The organism is Pustulibacterium marinum (genome assembly GCF_900116665.1).
GTDB classification, from domain to species: Bacteria; Bacteroidota; Bacteroidia; order Flavobacteriales; family Flavobacteriaceae; genus Pustulibacterium; species Pustulibacterium marinum.
In genome coordinates, this window is the sequence record NZ_FPBK01000013.1 from 57,230 (window position 1) to 76,495 (window position 19,266).

General features: G+C 36.4%; 14 protein-coding genes. 6 read left to right on the forward strand and 8 right to left on the reverse strand.

Annotated elements, in window-relative coordinates; all coding sequences use genetic code 11:
• Nucleotides 1-17 precede the first annotated feature (17 nt).
• On the forward strand, nucleotides 18-2,207 hold the full coding sequence (locus BM383_RS15100) for a M12 family metallo-peptidase (RefSeq protein WP_093025984.1): 2,190 nt from the start codon (nucleotides 18-20) through the stop codon (nucleotides 2,205-2,207).
• A gap of 60 nt (nucleotides 2,208-2,267) precedes the next feature.
• On the opposite strand, the gene mfd is transcribed toward BM383_RS15100, so the two are convergent.
• Nucleotides 2,268-5,609 carry a transcription-repair coupling factor gene (mfd, locus tag BM383_RS15105; protein WP_093026035.1) on the reverse strand — a complete coding sequence of 1,114 codons (3,342 nt, stop codon included), beginning with the start codon at nucleotides 5,607-5,609 and terminating at the stop codon, nucleotides 2,268-2,270.
• A gap of 152 nt (nucleotides 5,610-5,761) precedes the next feature.
• Here mfd and BM383_RS15110 point away from each other — a divergent pair, with 152 nt between their 5' ends.
• Nucleotides 5,762-7,117, forward strand: coding sequence for a dihydrolipoyl dehydrogenase family protein (locus tag BM383_RS15110; RefSeq protein ID WP_093025985.1), 1,356 nt, complete (start codon nucleotides 5,762-5,764; stop codon nucleotides 7,115-7,117).
• Here BM383_RS15110 and BM383_RS15115 read toward each other — a convergent pair.
• From BM383_RS15115 to BM383_RS15140, 6 genes are all read right to left on the reverse strand, one after another.
• On the reverse strand, nucleotides 7,114-7,899 hold the full coding sequence (locus BM383_RS15115) for a hypothetical protein (RefSeq protein WP_093025986.1): 786 nt from the start codon (nucleotides 7,897-7,899) through the stop codon (nucleotides 7,114-7,116). The two genes, BM383_RS15110 and BM383_RS15115, sit on opposite strands and share 4 nt — an antisense overlap.
• 69 nt (nucleotides 7,900-7,968) lie before the next feature.
• Nucleotides 7,969-8,604, reverse strand: a complete 636-nt coding sequence (gene pdeM, locus BM383_RS15120; RefSeq protein ID WP_093025987.1) for a ligase-associated DNA damage response endonuclease PdeM — start codon at nucleotides 8,602-8,604, stop codon at nucleotides 7,969-7,971.
• A complete protein-coding gene (locus BM383_RS15125) occupies nucleotides 8,601-8,807 on the reverse strand; it encodes a hypothetical protein (protein ID WP_093025988.1) in 207 nt (68 codons plus the stop codon). Before BM383_RS15125 ends, pdeM begins: the two co-directional genes overlap by 4 nt.
• A 22-nt stretch (nucleotides 8,808-8,829) precedes the next feature.
• A complete protein-coding gene (locus BM383_RS15130) occupies nucleotides 8,830-11,289 on the reverse strand; it encodes a ligase-associated DNA damage response DEXH box helicase (protein ID WP_093025989.1) in 2,460 nt (819 codons plus the stop codon).
• Nucleotides 11,289-12,878, reverse strand: a complete 1,590-nt coding sequence (locus BM383_RS15135; protein WP_093025990.1) for an ATP-dependent DNA ligase — start codon at nucleotides 12,876-12,878, stop codon at nucleotides 11,289-11,291. Before BM383_RS15135 ends, BM383_RS15130 begins: the two co-directional genes overlap by 1 nt.
• Nucleotides 12,875-13,894, reverse strand: coding sequence for a ligase-associated DNA damage response exonuclease (locus tag BM383_RS15140; protein WP_093025991.1), 1,020 nt, complete (start codon nucleotides 13,892-13,894; stop codon nucleotides 12,875-12,877). The genes BM383_RS15135 and BM383_RS15140 overlap by 4 nt, the downstream gene beginning before the upstream one ends.
• A 155-nt stretch (nucleotides 13,895-14,049) precedes the next feature.
• Here BM383_RS15140 and BM383_RS15145 point away from each other — a divergent pair, with 155 nt between their 5' ends.
• Nucleotides 14,050-14,481, forward strand: coding sequence for a tellurite resistance TerB family protein (locus tag BM383_RS15145; RefSeq protein WP_093025992.1), 432 nt, complete (start codon nucleotides 14,050-14,052; stop codon nucleotides 14,479-14,481).
• A 38-nt stretch (nucleotides 14,482-14,519) separates the two neighbouring features.
• Here the strand turns inward: BM383_RS15145 and fbp are convergent, their stop codons facing one another.
• Entirely contained in the window at nucleotides 14,520-15,536 is a 1,017-nt protein-coding gene (gene fbp / locus BM383_RS15150; protein ID WP_093025993.1) for a class 1 fructose-bisphosphatase, read from the reverse strand.
• Between the two features lie 131 nt (nucleotides 15,537-15,667).
• On the opposite strand from fbp, the gene BM383_RS15155 reads away from it, so the two are divergent.
• The 3 genes from BM383_RS15155 to BM383_RS15165 are packed head-to-tail and all read left to right on the forward strand — an operon-like array spanning nucleotide 15,668 to nucleotide 19,266.
• Nucleotides 15,668-16,147, forward strand: a complete 480-nt coding sequence (locus tag BM383_RS15155; protein WP_093025994.1) for a GNAT family N-acetyltransferase — start codon at nucleotides 15,668-15,670, stop codon at nucleotides 16,145-16,147.
• A 2-nt stretch (nucleotides 16,148-16,149) separates the two neighbouring features.
• Entirely contained in the window at nucleotides 16,150-17,400 is a 1,251-nt protein-coding gene (locus tag BM383_RS15160; protein WP_093025995.1) for an aspartate kinase, read from the forward strand.
• Nucleotides 17,401-17,442: 42 nt separating this feature from the next.
• Nucleotides 17,443-19,266: a GNAT family N-acyltransferase gene (locus tag BM383_RS15165; RefSeq protein ID WP_093025996.1), complete on the forward strand. Its 1,824-nt coding sequence runs from the start codon at nucleotides 17,443-17,445 to the stop codon at nucleotides 19,264-19,266.

Consider the following 19,266-nt stretch of genomic DNA (forward strand, 5'->3'; position numbering starts at 1 on the left):
ACAATTTTAACCTAGTCATGAGAAAAATACTCTTTGTTTTTGGAATGTTGTTTTTAACAACAGCGTCCACGCTTTTTGGGCAAAATAGAGTAGGCGAAGAGGTAAGCAAGCTAAAGAAAGCTGGTGCTACTTTTGAGTCGTACAATATCCTATCTGAAAATCCTTCTTTAGCAACTAAAGCTACTAAAGAGGTAGTTAAAAATGCTACCTATGCAAGTGTAGATTTAGAAACTGTATCTAACATTTTCAATAATGCTTCGGAATACATCAGTCTTCAAATTCCTTATAACGGGAATACCATTGAAGCAACGCTTTACAGAGTGAATTTATTTACAGACGATTTTCATATAGATACAGATAAAAAGGAAAATATACCTTACAATGGAGGTGTTTATTATCGAGGAATTATAGATGGAGAGGTAACATCGGTAGCATCTTTTAGTTTTTTTGAAGAAGAATTCAATGGCGTTGTTTCTTCCAATGAATTGGGTAATATCATAATTGGTAAGTTGGATGTTGCAAAGAATACTTCAGATTATATTGTCTATCAAGATGAAAATCTATTGGCAGACCTTGGTGGAGTTTGTGGAACAGACGATACAAAATATACTCCTAATGAAGAAAATGGTGATAATCATAAATCAAATTTAGAAACGAATACTACCAACTGTGTAACCTTGTATTTTGAAATTGATTATGACTTATATGTTCAAAATGGGAGTGATGAAACTACTACTACAAACTGGATGACATCAGTTTTCAATAATGTACAAACGTTGTATGACAATGATGGAATTACCACTGCATTGAAGTCATTATATATCTGGACTACTGATGATCCTTATTCCGGTTCAAGTTCTTCGGATTATTTGTATCAATTTAATGATGAGAGACCTGTTTTTGATGGAGATTTAGGGATGCTTGTAGGTATCGATCCTGGAGGGTTAGGTGGTGTTGCAGTAACTATTGGAGGTTTTTGTTCGCAAAATAATTTTAGCTATTCGGATGTAAATTATAGTTACAGTACTGTGCCTACATATTCATGGACAGTTCAAGTAATCACTCATGAATTAGGACACTTAATGGGATCACCTCATACACATGGTTGCTACTGGAATGGTGATAGTACCTCTATAGATGGTTGTGGGCAACAAGCTGGATATTCCGAAGGATCTTGTGCAACCGGACCAATCCCTTACAGTGCAAAGGGAACAATAATGAGCTATTGTCATTTGATTAGCGGAGTTGGTATTAGTTTCTCAAATGGTTTTGGTACACAACCTACTGCCTTGATCACAAATACAATTGAAGCAAGTAATTGTTTAAGTACAGACTGTATCAATACTTGTATCAATATGATAGAGTCAGTAAGTTTTTCTAATGTAACCAGTACATCATTTGATATTTCTTGGGTTGATAATAGTGATACCAGCAGTTGGCAAATATCAGTAATACCACTTACTAGTATTTTTAATTCATGGAATACGGTGACAACAAATTCTTACTCAGTTTCTGGGTTAAATGAAAATACATATTATAAAGTAAACATAAGACCAAACTGTAGTGCCAATTCACAAACTATTTATCCAACTTCTTTTATTGGAGCTACTGGTGGTGATGTTTGTGCAGGAATGGTATTTACCGATACAGGAGGTACAACTGACGAATATGACAACAATGAAACCATAGTAAGAACTTTTGTTCCCGATCAGGAAAATTCTGCTGTGACGGCAACATTTACAAGTTTTGCGTTAGAGGAAGATTGGGACTATATGTATATTTATGATGGTGCAGATACAACTGCTGAACTTTTAACCCCAGATGGTTTAACAGGGTTCGATCTTCCGGGAACATACACTTCGTCTGCAGAAGATGGATCTCTTACTTTTGAATTTATTTCAGATTCTTATGTGACCGAAGAAGGTTGGGAAGCTTCTATTTCCTGTACATCTACGGCTGCTACTGATAGCTTTTCAATGATAGAGTATTCGTACTATCCAAATCCAACTTCTGGAGAGGTAACCATCAAATCAAAAAGTGAAATTACTAATGTTGCTGTATACAGCGTTACAGGTCAATTATTGTTAGAGAAAAAGCCAGCAACAACAGTTGCACAAGTAGATATTTCCAAGTTTGCTACGGGAACTTATTTCTTCAGTATGGAAATTGAAGGAAAGACGGTGAACTTTAAAGTAATGAAATATTAACTTTCGATTGAAACAAAAAGTAGATTATAATAAAAAAGCGGCTCTCAGCCGCTTTTTTATTTATATGTTTTGAAACTCTCGCATGAGTTTTAATCCTCTTTCAATAGAAGTTACCTTATCAAAGGTTATGAGTAAACGCAGCCCATTTCTAGTTTGTTTTTCCTTCAAGGTTCCACGTCCTTTTAAATGTTGAACATACTGCATTACCTTTTGAAATTTAGCACTCTGGTAAAACGGACTTTGCTGATCGGAAATAAAGTATCCAATCATTTTTCCTTTTTTCATGACAATTTTTTCGAGTCCCATTTCAGTTCCAATCCATTTGATACGTACACTGTTTAATAAGTCGATAGCTTCTTCTGGTAACGGACCAAAACGGTCTATCAAATTCGCTTCGTAAACTTGTAGAGCATCTTCGGTTTCAATCGTACTTAAATCATTATACAATTGTAAGCGCTCAGAAATATTATTGATATATTCATCTGGATATAACAACTGAAAATCACTATCTATTTGTGTTTCGTTGACATAAGATTTGTCATTTTCGTCTTCATCGTACAGATCTTTAAACTCGTTTTCCTTCAGTTCAGCAATGGCTTCTTTTAGAATTTTTTGATAGGTATCAAAACCAATTTCATTCATAAAACCACTTTGTTCACCACCCAAAATATCTCCTGCTCCACGAATTTCCAAATCCTTCATAGCAATATTAAAACCACTTCCCAAATCTGTAAACTGTTCCAATGCCTGGATACGTTTACGCGCATCTTCGGTCATTGCAGAATATGGCGGAGTGATGAAATAACAGAATGCTTTTTTGTTACTTCTACCCACACGACCACGCATTTGATGCAAATCTGAAAGTCCAAAGTTATTGGCGTTGTTTATAAAAATAGTATTGGCGTTTGGAACATCTAAACCACTTTCTATAATTGTGGTAGACACCAGCACGTCAAAGTCACCATTCATAAATGCCATCATCAAAGCTTCCAACTTTTTACCGTCCATTTGGCCGTGACCAATGGCTATTTTTGCATCGGGAACCAATCGCTGAATCATTCCAGCAACTTCTTTTATATTTTCAATTCTGTTGTGAATGAAAAATACTTGCCCTCCTCGTTGAACTTCATACGAAACCGCATCCCGAATCACTTCTTCATTAAATTGAATCACCTGACTTTCTATAGGATAACGGTTTGGTGGAGGTGTATTGATGGTTGAAAGATCACGAGCAGCCATCAAACTGAATTGTAATGTTCTTGGAATTGGTGTGGCCGTAAGCGTAAGTACATCTACATTTTCTTTGAGCGTTTTCAGTTTGTCTTTAACGGCAACTCCAAATTTTTGTTCTTCATCAACAATCAACAATCCAAGATCTTTAAAAACTACATTTTTGTTGGCAAGTTGATGAGTTCCAATAATAATATCCACTTTTCCATCGGCTAAATCGGCCAGAGTTTCTTTCTTTTCTTTAGCAGTTCTAAATCGGTTTACGTAATCTACTTGCACCGGAAAATCTTTCATTCTTTCTTTGAAAGATCGGTAATGCTGAAACGCTAAAACCGTTGTAGGAACCAGAACTGCTACTTGTTTTCCGTTATCCACCGCTTTAAAAGCCGCACGCATAGCCACTTCGGTTTTACCAAAACCAACATCTCCACAAACCAATCTATCCATTGGTTGTTCGCTTTCCATGTCAGCTTTTACTTCTGCTGTTGCTTTGCTTTGGTCTGGCGTGTCTTCATATAAAAACGAAGCTTCCAGCTCGTGTTGCATGTAACTATCTGGCTTATATTGATAACCTTTGTCAAGTTTTCGTTTTGCATACAAATTGATAAGGTTGAATGCAATTTCCTTAACTCGCGACTTGGTCTTTTTCTTTAGGTTTTTCCAGGCCGTACTACCCAGTTTGTATATTTTTGGTGGTTTCCCATCTTTGCCATTATACTTGGTGATTTTGTGAAGTGAATGAATACTCACGTACAAAATATCTCTATCACCATAAATCAATTTAATAGCTTCTTGGGTTTTACCTTCTACATCTATTTTTTGTAATCCGGCAAATTTTCCAATACCATGGTCAATGTGGGTTACATAATCTCCAACAGAAAGCGTGGTGAGCTCTTTTAAGGTTAAAGCCTGTTTTTTGGCATATCCATTTTTAAGTTGAAACTTGTGATAGCGTTCAAAAATCTGATGATCTGTATAGCAAACAATCTTTTGTGCTTCATCAATAAACCCTTGGTACATGGAAAACACAAAGGTTTTGTAATGCACTTTAGTTTCCATTTCTTCAAAAATATCATGGAAACGTTTGGCTTGTTGTTCACTTACACAAGCAATATAATTGGTGAATCCGCTTTCGTGACGCTCATTTAAGTTTTCAATTAACAATTCAAATTGCTTGTTGAACGAAGGCTGCGGATTGGTATTGTATTCAATAAAATAGTCAGCTTTTAGGTAGGAAGTTGAACCAAACTCAATCACTGAAAATTTCAGGAGTTCTTTCAGTAATTCTTCAGAAGAAGAAAATAATTCTTCGGGTTTGGCGTGCTTAACGTCTGCCGAAAGCTTAGCAAAAGCATCTTCAGCTTTTTGATAAAGTGTATTGATTCTGGTATTTAGTAGATCAATATTTTTGCTGAAAATGAGTGTGTTTGAGGTAATGTATTTTAGAAAATTTTGTCGAACCTCATTGAGCGTTTTGTTTTCTACATTAGGTATAATGGTGATTTCCTTAATACGCTCGGTAGAAAGTTGCGTTTCCACATCAAAGGTTCGAATGCTATCAACTTCATCTCCAAAAAATTCAATACGATAAGGTTCGTCATTAGAAAAAGAAAATACGTCTACAATACCTCCACGTACCGAAAATTCACCCGGTTCTGTTACAAAATCGACACGTTTAAACTGATATTCAAACAACACTTCGTTTACAAAATCCAAGGAAAGAGAATCATTTACCTGAATTTTTAGTGTGTTTTTGTCTAACTCTTTTTTGGTGACTACTTTTTCAAAAAGCGCATCAGGATAACTTACAATAATTATGGGTTTCTTGCGCGAATTGATTCTGTTCAAAACCTCGGCACGCAATAACACATTAGCATTGTCAGTTTCTTCAATTTGGTAAGGCCTGCGGTAACTTCCAGGGTAAAACAAAACATGGTCTTGCCCAACCAATTGTTCTAAATCATTCAAATAGTAAGCCGCCTCTTCTTTATCATCCAAAAGCAACAAAAAAGGTTTATCACTTTCCTTAAAAAGATCAGCAGTTAGAAACGATAAAGACGATCCTACAAGACCTTTGATATGAATTTTATTTTGTTTTTCGGCAATAGCTTTCCGCAGTTTCTGCGTTTGCGGAGACTGTGCAATTTTTTGAGAGATAAGATCTGTAATCATACAAGGCAAAGATAGGTGTTCAATTTTTTTGCTACAACCTGAAAGCTTAGGTTTTATGAGTTGTAAAGGCATTTTTAATATTTCTATAACAGCGAATTGCCGTCTGCAAATGTATTTTACGAACCTTGCTAAAATTCAGAAAAAATCACTTTATGAGCACCACTACTTTTGATGTATTTGTAATTGGAACCGGAACTGCGGGAAGAAGCGTAGCCCTAGCTTGTGCCAAAGCTGGTAAAAAAGTTGGGATAGCCGATAATCGGGAGTTTGGCGGAACCTGTTCCAACCGCGGTTGTGACCCCAAAAAAGTGTTGGTAGGCTTGACAGAGATTTTGCATAGATCTGAAAATATGCTGGGTAGTGGAATTACCAAATTACCTGAAGTAAGCTGGAGTGATGTTCAAGAATTTAAAAAGAAATTCACCGAAGGAATGCCGGAAGCAACCGAGAAAGATTTGCAGGAAGAAGGAATCACCATGTATCATCAATCACCCAAGTTTACAGGAGAACATGAATTACTGGTCGAAGGTAAAAAGGTAATTGCAGAAAAGATTGTAATTGCAACAGGTAGAGTTCCTATGCCTTTGAGAATTTCTGGAGGTGAACATGCGTTGACGAGTGATGATTTTCTGGAACTAAAGGAATTACCAGAAAGTATGGTGTTTATAGGAGCCGGATATATAGGGATGGAGTTTGCTCATATCGCAGCCAGAATGGGAGTGAAGGTTACTGTAATTGATGTTTCGGGCAGGCCACTTTCAAATTTTGAAGAAGATATGGTGAGTTATATAACCAAAGCTTCGGAAGAATTAGGAATTCAATTTTACTTCAATACAGAAGTGACCAACATTAAAAAATTGATTAAGAATTATAAAGTAATTGGCGAGTCTGATGGCAAAAAAGTAACCGTAAAAACCGAAATGATTTTCAACACAGCAGGGCGCATTCCAGCAGTGGCCGAACTTAATTTGGAAGAAGGAAATGTTTCGTATTCTGATAAGGGAATTAAAGTGACTAAAAAATTAAAAAATACATCCAATAGAGATGTGTATGCTTGTGGTGATGTTGCAGATAGTTCTGGTTTGCCATTAACGCCGCTTTCTTCAAAAGAAGCTGAAGTTGTTATTTCGCAATTACTAGAAGAAGAAAAAGAAAAAATGGCCGAGTACGCGCCGCAGCCTTCTGTGGTATTTACCATTCCACAAATGGCGAGTGTTGGGTTGACCGAAGAAGAAGCAAAAGCGTCTGGAGAACCCTATCAAATAGAACAGAAATACGTGCCGTCTTGGTTCAATTCGAAACGAATTCATGAGAAATATTATGCTTACAAAACCATTGTAAATACTGAAACCGGACAAATTATGGGAGCGCATATTGTAGCGCCCGAAGCAGGTGAAATGATCAACTTATTTTCTATGGCCATGTATAGTCGCATGACCAAAAAAGATTTTATGAAAATGATTTTAGCATACCCAACTTGGGGTTATGATATTCGAGGAATGATCTAGTTCAGTTTTCTAAAAAAAGGATTCGATTTTCTGTTTTTAAAACCATGAATGCTGATGGCCAAAAACACTACAATGGCACAAATTAGAGCAGTTGTAGTAATTGCTGGTTGATAACCCTCATGTCGAAAATAAATTGCCATAAAAGACCAAACAGCAACCAAGGCAAACTCACGCATATTTCTTTTGTAAATAATCAGTAGATTAATGAGAGTCGCTATGATTATCATTAAAACTGTCCAAGTTACTTCTGAAAGAAAACCGCCGTTCCAGCCAATTTTAGATAAATAAGCTGCGATATTGGCTATGGTCGCTACGGTAATCCAACCGCTATAAAAACAAATTGGCCACCAATTAAATGCAATTGTTTTGGCTGGAGCATCCCACTTTTCCATGTTAGTATTCAGAATAATTTTTATCAGAGAATATAAAATCACTAGCATTACAATTACCGAAAGTCCTGTGAGTTCATACAGCCAAACTACCACCCACAAAGCGTTGGCAATATTGGCAATGAAATACCAGTAACCGCTTTGGATTAGAAATTCGGTATTACCATCTTTTTTGAAAGCCTGAATAAGATGGTAAATAGAAAAAGCAAATAGCGAAACATAAATCAATCCCCAAATGGCAAAAGCATAATTTGCCGGTGTAAACAGATTGGCATATTTAGCGCTTAAACGGGCCATTGTATTTCCATTTAACTGAATGGCTTGGGTATAATATCCTGTAAAAACAGCAACAATTACTGAAATAAAATTGAGTAGAGCGAGACGCTTTGCCATGACGATTTAATTTTGTTTAACAAAAGTAAAAATTCAATCAACAGAAAAGAATCAAAGGAATGCCAAAGTTTAGTTAATCAGAATCACTTCTTCTTCGGTACAAATAAAAATAGCTTCCGCAGTTTTTTGATCTATGTAGAAATTTCCGGTAAAATCGCCAAACGCAGGAAGTATCAATTGCTCTTCAAACTGTGCAAAACAAGATAGCTTTATCGTTTGTTTTGCAGGACCCTTCAGTTTTACTCCGGGATGTACATGGCCGCAAATATTAAAAAGCTCCGGTTCGGTAGTTGGGTGATGTGTAAAATAGAAATCATCGGTGATTAACTCATCCAGAACCTCAATTCCTAAGGCTTCAAAATAATGATCTGAAATAATATCATGATTTCCTGCAATCAACGTAATTTGTGCAGATTGATTGGCAACCCACTCTTCAAATAAATACCATTCTCTATTGTGAACACTATGAAATAAATCGCCCAAAAAATAGATTTGTTCAGGATTGAAGTATTCAATAACCTCGTCTAAATTCTCATAATTTTTATAGAGAGAAGCTTCTGGAAGGGCAATGCCATGCTTTCTGAAATGGATGGTTTTTCCCAAATGAACATCGGCAATAAGCAAGATGTTTTGGTTTTGCCAAAAAGCTACTCCAAGCGGATGTAGCGTAAATTCTTGATCTTGAATACGGAGTGTTTCCGTCATTTTTTACGAAAAAGATCTTTAAGAGTCATCAACAAAAATAAAAATGCAGCACCAACAGCAACGGCATAGAAAATGGCATTGGTTGGCATTACGTAATATTGTTCAGAAATTTTCATTCTAAACGTTTCATCTGACTGCCAAACTAGCCCTAAAACCAATGAAACAAAAGCGAAAATAAGTATGATTAAGCGAACTGCTTTCATGTTTTAAATTTTCCGCAAGGTATCAATCTTTTTCCAGTTGTGCCATCATTCGGCGTATTCTGTCTTCCACTTTTTCAGAGGTGAGTTTTTCGCGCAATCTATCGGTAATAATAGGAAAGGAGAATGGTGTTGGTTTTTCGCAAGCTTTCCAAACTATGTTTTGTTTCATAATACGTTCCATAGCCTGTATTAATCTACCTTCTTCTAAGGTGTGCTCAAAAGTTTCGCGATAAGCTTGTTGATAAAGTAAATTATCAGGTTCAAAATCTTTAAAGACATTAAAGAGTAACTGCGAACTGCTTTGCAGGTGCTTACTTTTCAATAATTTATTAGGGTAACCCTGAAAAACCAATCCGGCAATCACCGCAATATCTCGAAACTTTCGGCGAGCCATTTCCGTAGCATTCAAACTTTTTTCAAGATCATCGGTAAGGTATTTTGTGGTAAACAAGTCGTTATCTAACACTTGTTGCATGTCTATTTCTTGGTCTGAAAGTAACTCAAAACCATAATCGTTAAACGCGATAGAAAATGTAATGGGCTGCAATAAACTCATGCGGTACGCCATCAAACTGCCCATGGCTTCATGCACAAACCTACCTTCAAAAGGATAAAATACAGCGTGATAACCTTCTCTACTTTTAAAAGTTTCTATCAAAAATTGATGAGGTTCTGGCACAATAGATTCTCGTTTTTGCCTTTCGAATAACGATGATAAAGCTTTAATTTCTTTTGAACGATTGGGGTGATTGGCTTTGTACAATTCTTCCCGGAGCAAATCGCTCATCTGCGATGAGAAACTCATGCGACCGCCCATCCAACTAGGTACTTTCGCACTCTTTTGTTTTGACTTTTTCACCAAAACTTTCATTTCTTTCACTTGAAATAATTCAAGATTTCTACCTGCAAACGTAAACACATCTCCGGGTTTTAGTTTAGAAATAAACCATTCTTCAATAGTACCTACATAACCGCCTTTTACATATTTTACTTGCAACATGGCATCGCTCACAATGGTGCCAATAGAAAGCCGATGTCGCATGGCAACCCCACGATTATTCACTTTAAATTTTCCGTCTTCCTCGATGTCTACTTTTTGGAATTCATCATAATTTTCTAGAGTTTGGCTTCCTTTGGTGATAAAATTCAAAACCCATTTCCATTGTGCTTCAGAAATTGCCTGAAAACAAAATGTTTGCTGTACTTCTTTAAAAATGTGTTCAGGATAAAAACCATCTGAAACTGCCAAAGTGGTTAAATACTGAATCAACACATCAAAACTCAATAGATACGGAATGCGATCTTCCACCACGGTTTCTTTTACCGCTTTTTGTAGCGCTGAAGCTTCAATCAATTCAATAGCGTGGGTTGGTAAAAAGTAAATCACACTTTCTTTGCCGGGTTGGTGACCGCTACGGCCAGCACGTTGCAAAAATCGGGCAACGCCTTTTGGTCCGCCAATTTGAATGATGGTTTCCACCGGAGCAAAATCGACACCTAAATCTAAACTAGAGGTACACACCACGGCTTTTAAACTTTCGTTGCGAATAGCACCTTCTACCCATAAGCGCGTTTCTTTGTTGATGCTACCATGATGCATCGCAATTTCTCCTGCAAATTCAGGATGTTTGCTCAAAATTGCTTGAAACCACAATTCGCATTGCGAACGTGTGTTGGTAAAAATTAAAGTAGTTCTACTCTTTTTTAGAATCGGAATAATATCTTCTAATAGATGCAAACCCAAATGACCACGCCATGGGAAACGTTCCATTTTTTCAGGAATGATGCTCTCTACTTTGATCTTTTTTTGAATATGGGCTTTAATCAATACTGAATTTTGAAGCGCTTCACTATCCGGGCCTAATAAAACTTCTTGAGCTTGCTGTAGATTACCAATAGTTGCTGAAATTCCCCAGATTTGAAGCGTGTTGCAAATGGTTTTTAATCGGGATAATCCCAATTCAACTTGAACGCCACGTTTAGAGCCCAGTAATTCATGCCATTCATCAATAACAATCGCATCGAGATTTTTGAAGGTTTTATCGTAGCCTTTAGAAGCTAATAAAAGATGTAAACTTTCTGGAGTGGTAATGAGCAAATCGGGCATGTTTTTTTTCTGCTTTGCACGGTCTTGCGTACTAGTATCTCCCGTTCTAATACCCACTGTAAAATCTAAACCAATTTCATCGCAAAACTGTTGTGTAGCTTGTTGAATTTCTACCGAAAGTGCACGCAAAGGCGTAATCCAAACCGCTTTGAGTCCTTTTTTGGGTTTGGTAAAAGCATCCGGATTTTTGTTGAGGTAATTGAGCACAATACCAATCCATAAAGCAAATGTTTTTCCGCTACCTGTTGGAGCATTAAGTAGACCATTTTTGCCTTCTAGAACCGCTTTCCATGTTTGCTTTTGAAACGGAAAGGGTTTCCAGTTTCGGTGTTGAAACCAGTCTTCTGCTATTTGATATGGGTTTTCATTTTTCATTACTTCACAATCAAATTTTTAAGATCTTCCAGTGTATTGGCTTCTTCAATTTTCTTGTCTTTTCGCCAGCGTAAAATTCTAGGAAAACGAACGGCAACGCCACTTTTATGACGGTTACTTTCGGCAATACCTTCAAAAGCAATTTCAAAAACCAGCTCTGGCGTTACTTGCCGAACAGGACCAAATTTATCGGTGGTATTTCGTTTTACAAAATTATCCACTTGGCGAAATTCAGCATCTGTAAGTCCGGAATAGGCTTTGGCAAACGTAACGAGTTCGTAGTCTTTCCAAAGTGCAAAGGTGTAATCTGTAAACAAATTGGTGCGTCTACCGTGACCGCGCATGGCGTAGGTGAGCACCGCATCTATGGTAAGTGGATCGACTTTCCATTTCCACCAATCGCCTTTTTTTCGACCTACTAGATAAGGAGAATCTTTTCGTTTTAGCATCAAACCTTCACTTTTTACTTCTCTGGAATTTTCACGTTCGGTAGTGGCTGATTCCCAAGAGTTAAATTGCAAAACTTCTGATTTTTGAAGTGATAACTCTTGATCTTTTACCGATGCTAGTAAAGTGTCTAAATAGGTTCTGCGTTGTTGGTAGGGTTCGTCACGAACATCTTTTCCGTTCCATTCCAAAACATCGTACGCTTTGAGAATTATAGGTGTTTTTTCAAGTAATTTTTTGGTGATGTTTTTTCGTCCAATACGAGTTTGTAAATCATTAAACGTACCAATTTCTCCATTTGGATAGGGTAGAATTTCTCCGTCTAACACGGTTCCGTCAGGAAATGCTTCAATAAACGCATCGAACTCAGGGTATTTATCAGTTACCAATTCTTCACCACGACTCCACACAAACAATTCGTTATTCCTAACAATAATTTGTGCCCGAATACCATCCCATTTATGTTCAAAATACCAATCGTTCACGTCACCTAAATCGGCCACTTCACCTTCTACGGCATACGCCAAATAAAACGGATAGGGTTTGCTTAGGTAATCTTCTTTATTCTCTTCTAAAATTAGTTTTTTGTACGTGGTGTTTTGTGGTGACCAATCGCCCATTAATTTGTAGGCGAGAATATCTTCGTCTATTTCGGTAGCTTTGGCAAGTGCTCTAGTCATTAATTTTTGACTCACACCAATACGAAACCCTCCCGTTAAAATTTTATTGAACACAAAACGCTCATAATAATCGAGCTGCATCCAATTGGTAAGCAGATAAGTTTTCTTTTCAGCTTCCTCTTTTCCGTAGAGTTGAATAATTTCTTCAATAAATGTTGAAAGACTTTTGTGGTGTGTTTTATCAGCATTAGGAATCACCAAAGCAATGGTTTCTGCTAAATCGCCTACAATATGATACGATTCTTCAAACAACCACAGCGGAATATTTGCAGCTTCCGAAGCCCAAGTTCGCAGTAACGTAGTATTCACCGGTCGTTTAGGTCGCCTGTGCGAAAGTAGCGCGATGGTCCATAGTTTATCTTGATCATTCGCTGTTTTAAAATATTCGGCTAGAGCGGCTACTTTGGTGTTGGTTTTATTGGTGCCGTCTAAAGTTTTTATGAGTTGCGCAAACTGTTTCATTCATTCACCTCACTTTCTTCTTTAGCATCTAAATTTTCGCCTTCGTATTGTGTAGCTTCCGTTCGGGCATCATACCCTAAAGTATTCAAATAGCGCGAAAAAATATCGGCATAACCATGTGTGGCAATTACTTTTTCACAACCTGTAGCTTTGATGGCTGTGAGTAATTCTTGCCAATCGCAATGGTCAGACAGTACAAAACCTTTGTCAATAGCACGTCTTCTACGAGCTCCTCGAAATGCCATCCAACCGCTAGCGGTTGCGGTAACAAAGGGAGCAAACTTACGCAACCAAACTGTGCCATGCGCACTTGGTGGGGCGATGATAATATTACCAGCAATTTCTTTTTTATCGGTTTCTTTGGTAATTCTGATGGTTTCTGGAAGCGCAATTTGTTCGCGAAGCACTTCGTTTAAATTTTCTACTGCAGCATGGGTATATATTTTTCCGATGGAAGTATCTAAATGTTTAATGATGCGTTGTGCTTTTCCTAACGAATATCCGAATAAGACAGAAGTTTTCCCTACAGCTTTGTTTTGCTGCCACCATTCATTAATATCGGTAAACACTTCCTCTTGCGGTCGCCATTTAAAAGCAGGTAAACCAAAAGTACATTCGGTAATAAAACTATGGGATTGTATAGGCTCAAAAGGAACAGAAATTCCATCATGTTGCAATTTATAATCGCCTGTAAATACCCAAACTTCACCTTTATGTTCTACCCGAATTTGTGAAGAACCTGGAATATGCCCAGCAGGATGAAAACTAAACTTTACATTGTTTATGGTAAACGATTCGTTATAATTCACTCCACTTACATTAATATCACCCAACCGATGTTTCATGATGGGGATATTATCAAAATGCGAAATATAAGATTTGTTTCCCCAGCGAGAATGATCGGCATGACCGTGAGTGATTAAGGCTTTGTCTACATTTTTCCAAGGATCTAGATATACGTTGGCTTGCTCGCAAAAGATTCCGTTTTCGGTAAATTGTAGTAAGGGTGATTTCATTAAAAAAAAATAATTATATCCGAAAGCTTAAGTTATTAATTACGACAATTTAAATACCTTAAGGTTCTGTTATATATTCCATAAATAATCTTTCGCAAAAAAAAATAATAAGAAAATTGTGGAATATGTATATTTGCCTCACTAAAAACTAAATAATGGCATTTTCAGATTTATATTCAAGTGGGTTTCTTGATCGTAATCGCGATCATTTTGCATCTATTGTAAGAGTTGCATTATCTGATGGTGAAATCAATGAAGAAGAGCGTGCGTTTATAGATAGATTGGCGCATAATCTAGAGATTCCAGATTCTCAAAAAGAAGAGATTTTAAAGAACCCTGCAAAATATCCAATTAACCCGCCAGTGTTGTATGAAGCAAGATTGGAGCGTTTGTACGATATTGCAAGAATTGTGTATGCAGATCACTTGGCAGATGATGAAGAAATGAATATGATGATTAAGTTAGGAATCGGATTAGGATTTTCTCCAGGTAATGTAGAATTTATAGTGAAAAAAGCAATGCACTTGCTAAGTTTGAAGGTAGATTTAGAAACCTTCAAGGAAGAAATAAAACATATGAACAGATAATAAAAAAAAACCGAGCTTTTAGCCCGGTTTTTTTATGACTATTGTTTTGGATTTGCTTTTTGAATAAACTCTTCCACTTTGTCAACCATATTTTTACTTCCGCAGAAAAACGGAACCCTTTGGTGTAGTTCTTTAGGTTGAATGTCTAAAATAGGCATGTAACCATCGCTAGCTTTTCCGCCGGCTTGTTCCGCTAAAAAAGCCATTGGGTTACACTCGTACAAAAGTCTTAATTTACCTTCTTCCTGTTTAGAGCTCTTAGGGTACATGTAAATACCGCCTTTGATCATATTTCTGTGAAAATCGGATGCTAAAGAGCCTATGTATCTTGAAGTGTAAGGGCGGTCACCTTCTTCTTTTTGACAATATTTGATGTAATCTTTTACACCTTGATGAAAATGAACATAATGACCTTCATTTACAGAATAGATTTTTCCATCTTCAGGAATTTTAATATCTGGATTGGATAAATAATAGCTTCCAATAGCAGGGTTCAATGTAAAACCATTTACACCATCTCCGGTGGAATAAACGATCATTGTAGAAGTTCCGTAGATAATATAACCCGCTGCAACTTGGTTACGCCCCGGTTGTAAAAAATCTTCTAATTGTACCGGAGTTCCAATTGGAGTAACTCTTCTGTATATAGAAAAAATAGTTCCTACAGAAACATTGACATCAATATTGCTAGAGCCGTCCAAAGGGTCAATCAACACAACATATTTGTTCTGATGATTCTTGTCGTTGCTATTAATACTAATGAATTCATCTTCTTCTTCCGAAGCAATACCGCAGACAATCTCGCGATTGGTAAGTGCTTGGATAAATTTTTCGTTTGCCAACACGTCTAGTTTTTGTTGGTCTTCCCCCTGAATGTTTGTATCGCCGGCGGCTCCCAGAATGTCCACTAACCCAGCTTTACTCACTTCATGGTTAACTACCTTTGCTGCAAGCCTAATGGCATTGATCAGCTTCGAGAGTTCACCTGTAGAGTATTGAAAAGAAGTTTGATTTTCAATAATAAACTCTCCAAGTGTTTGGTTTTTTTTCGTCATAAGTGTTTTTTAGATGTTTAGTTGTGATTCCTTACAAATATCGACAAAATTGTTAAACGATAACGATTTCGCTAAATATTAAATTTTTAAATTTGTAACTTTGTGTTATAAATAAAACATATATTTATAAAATGAGTTTTAGTGTTCGATTAGCAACAAAAGAAGACATGTCTCAAGTCTGGAATTTGATTCATGAACTTGCTGTTTATGAAAAGGAGCCCGATGCAGTTGAGGTTACTATTGAAGATTTACAAACAGATGGATTTGGAGAGCAACCTGCTTTTACATGTTTCGTAGCAGAGGAAAATCAAAAGATCTTGGGAATAGCTTTGTTTTATAACAGATATTCTACCTGGAAAGGAAAAACAATTCATTTAGAAGATCTAATTGTTACCGAAAGTGCTCGAGGACGCGGTATTGGAAAAGCGTTGTTAACAAAAGTGATTGAGTTTGGACATGAACAAAAGCTAAAACGAATAGAATGGGCAGTTCTTGACTGGAATGAGCCTGCAATAAAATTTTATGAAAATAATGGTGCTGCAGTACTAAGAGATTGGGATGTGGTACAATTAGATGAGCAAGGAATACAAAATTATATTAATAAACTGTAGCAATGCGAATTTTTAAATTTGGTGGTGCATCTGTAAAAGATGCGGAAGGTGTAAAAAATGTAGTAAACGTGCTGCAAACCGTTGGCTACGAAGGTACTTTGTTGGTGGTTTCTGCAATGGGAAAAACTACCAATGCCTTAGAATTGGTGGTGAAAAATTACTTTGAGAACAAACAAGAGTTACAAAGTTCTATTCAAGAAATCAAAAAATACCATAATAGTATTTTGTTAGATCTTTTTGATAATGAAAACCATCCTGTTTTTTGGAAAGTTGATGGACTTTTTGGAGAGTTAACTTCTTTCTTGGATAGAAACAAATCACCAAATTATAGTTTTGTTTATGATCAAGTTGTGAGTTTTGGTGAACTGGTTTCTACAACCATCATCAGCCAATACATGCAAGAGAATGGTATTAAGAATACGTGGTTAGATGTGCGTACTTTAATAAAAACAGATGCCAGTTACCGTGATGCAAAAGTAAATTGGGAAGCTACGCAACAAGAAATTACGGAGAACGTAAATAAAGATCTTTTAAATATTACACAAGGATTTGTAGGGAGTGATGATAACAATTTTACTACAACTTTGGGTAGAGAAGGTTCTGACTATACTGCGGCTATTTTTGCATATTGTTTAAATGCTGAAAACGTTACCATATGGAAAGATGTTCCTGGTGTATTGAATGCAGATCCTAGGTATTTTGAAAATGCTCAGTTATTACATCAAATTTCATATCAAGAAGCTATTGAGTTAGCATTCTATGGAGCTTCGGTAATTCACCCAAAAACATTACAACCGCTTCAGAGAAAAGAAATTCCGTTGCATGTAAAATCGTTTTTGAATCCTACTGCAGCCGGCACTACTGTAGGTAAAGGAAAAGATTTGGAGCCTTTTGTTCCGTGTTTTATTGTTAAGAAAAATCAGGTATTGATTTCACTTTCATCTTTAGATTTCTCATTCATAGTTGAAGAAAACATAAGTGAGATCTTCAGACTCTTACACGAGGCAAAAATGAAGGTAGATGTGATTCAAAATTCGGCAATTAGTTTTTCGGTATGTGCTGAAAATAAATTTAATACACTTGAATCGTTATTAACAAAATTACGAGGTAAATTTAAAATTGAATGCTACGAAGGTGTTTCGTTATATACTGTAAGACACGTAACTGCAGAGGCTTTGGAAGCTATTGAAGCAGATAAAGATATACTATTAAAACAACGTTTACAGGATACAGTTCAAATTGTATCTAAATAACCAAAGGCTTTTTGCTATCTTTGTTTGTATAACATTTTGTAGATGGGATTAGTTACAGCAAAGGAAGTAGCAAAAGCAATACATATAGACAAATATGGTTTTTTAGGAACTTTCATAGGTTGGATATTTATGAAAGTTCTTAAAATATCTGAACTCAATAAAATTTATGATCGTAATAAGCATTTAGAAGGTATAGAGTTTCTGAATGCTATTATGGGTGAATTCAACATTCGTTTTGAAATTCCCGAAGAGGATTTTAAAAGACTTCCCAAAGACGGAGCATACATTACCATTTCTAACCATCCATTGGGTGGCGTAGACGGTATTTTATTGTTAAGATTGATGATTGAGCAACACTCTCAATTTAAGATCATGGCCAATTTTCTATTGAACAGAATAGAGCCGCTTTCTCCTTTTATTATGCCCGTAAATCCGTTTGAAAGTCGGAAAGATGCTAAATCTAGCGTTGCCGGTTTTAAGCGTGCAATTATGCATTTAAGAGAAGGAAATCCGTTAGGAATTTTTCCTGCTGGAGAAGTTTCTACCTATAAAGATGGAAAACTTATTGTTGATCGCCCTTGGGAAGAAACCGCTATAAAACTCATTCAAAGAGCAGAAGTTCCGGTAGTTCCTATTTATTTTCATGCAAAAAATAGCCGACTTTTTTACCGTCTTTCAAAAATTAGCGATACTCTTAGAACTGCCAAATTACCTTCAGAATTGTTAACGCAAAATAGAAGAGTGATCAAAGTAAGAATTGGTCGTCCTATTTCTGTAGAAGCGCAGAAAGAGCAACAAACGCTTGAAGAATTATCAGATTTTCTAAGACGCAAAACATATGTGCTCTCCAATGCATACGAGAAGGAGAGTATATTCAAACAATTACCTTCCAAAGTGAAATTGCCAAAAGCTGCTCCCAAAGATATCATTACTCCTGTTTGCAGAGAAGAGATGATGGTAGAAGTGGCAAAATTGCGTGAAGATTGTCGCTTGTTGAAAAGTAAGAATTACGAAGTGTTTTTGGCAGAGTCACACCAAATTCCAAATGTTTTAAAAGAGATAGGTAGGCTGCGAGAAATTACGTTTAGAGAAGTTGGCGAAGGAACCAATCAATCTATAGATTTAGATAGTTTTGATACATATTATCATCATATGTTCTTGTGGGATGATGATACCAATACATTGGTAGGAGCTTACCGAATGGGATTGGGTAGACAAATTTTTGATGCTCATGGTATTGGAGGATTTTACCTGCATGATCTTTTCCGTTTTGAGCCAGAGTTGTACAAAATGATGCGTGAATCTATAGAAATGGGGCGTGCATTTATAATAAAAGAATATCAGCAAAAACCAATGCCTTTATTCTTACTATGGAAAGGAATTGTGCATACTACATTGCGCTATCCTGAACATAAGTACTTGATTGGTGGCGTGAGTATCAGTAATCAGTTTTCGAACTTTTCAAAGTCGTTAATGATTGAATTCATGAAATCGAATTACTATGATCCGTATGTGGCGCAATATATCAAACCGAAAAAAGAATTTAAAGTAAAACTGAAGGATGCTGATAAAGATTTCATTTTTGATGAAACAGAGGCAGATCTTAACAAGTTTGATAAAATTATTGATGAGGTAGAACCTGGTAATTTACGTTTGCCGGTGCTTATCAAAAAATACATAAAACAAAATGCCAAAGTTGTGGCGTTTAATGTAGATCCATTGTTCAACAATTCAGTAGACGGATTGATGTACATACGCATAGCCGATCTTCCAGAGAGTACTGTAAAACCGGTAATGGAAGAATTTCAGGCAGAGCTAGAACGTAAATTTATGGGGGATGCCCATCATAATCAACCTGAATCTTAA

Coding starts and splice junctions, on each gene's coding strand:
- BM383_RS15145 (WP_093025992.1), top strand. CDS start 14,050: ATGGCATTTTCAGATTTATATTCAAGTGGGTTTCTTGATCGTAATCGC.
- BM383_RS15115 (WP_093025986.1), bottom strand. CDS start 7,899: ATGGCAAAGCGTCTCGCTCTACTCAATTTTATTTCAGTAATTGTTGCT.
- BM383_RS15165 (WP_093025996.1), top strand. CDS start 17,443: ATGGGATTAGTTACAGCAAAGGAAGTAGCAAAAGCAATACATATAGAC.
- BM383_RS15140 (WP_093025991.1), bottom strand. CDS start 13,894: ATGAAATCACCCTTACTACAATTTACCGAAAACGGAATCTTTTGCGAG.
- BM383_RS15130 (WP_093025989.1), bottom strand. CDS start 11,289: ATGAAAAATGAAAACCCATATCAAATAGCAGAAGACTGGTTTCAACAC.
- mfd (WP_093026035.1), bottom strand. CDS start 5,609: ATGATTACAGATCTTATCTCTCAAAAAATTGCACAGTCTCCGCAAACG.
- BM383_RS15155 (WP_093025994.1), top strand. CDS start 15,668: ATGAGTTTTAGTGTTCGATTAGCAACAAAAGAAGACATGTCTCAAGTC.
- BM383_RS15160 (WP_093025995.1), top strand. CDS start 16,150: ATGCGAATTTTTAAATTTGGTGGTGCATCTGTAAAAGATGCGGAAGGT.
- BM383_RS15125 (WP_093025988.1), bottom strand. CDS start 8,807: ATGAAAGCAGTTCGCTTAATCATACTTATTTTCGCTTTTGTTTCATTG.
- pdeM (WP_093025987.1), bottom strand. CDS start 8,604: ATGACGGAAACACTCCGTATTCAAGATCAAGAATTTACGCTACATCCG.
- BM383_RS15110 (WP_093025985.1), top strand. CDS start 5,762: ATGAGCACCACTACTTTTGATGTATTTGTAATTGGAACCGGAACTGCG.
- fbp (WP_093025993.1), bottom strand. CDS start 15,536: ATGACGAAAAAAAACCAAACACTTGGAGAGTTTATTATTGAAAATCAA.
- BM383_RS15100 (WP_093025984.1), top strand. CDS start 18: ATGAGAAAAATACTCTTTGTTTTTGGAATGTTGTTTTTAACAACAGCG.
- BM383_RS15135 (WP_093025990.1), bottom strand. CDS start 12,878: ATGAAACAGTTTGCGCAACTCATAAAAACTTTAGACGGCACCAATAAA.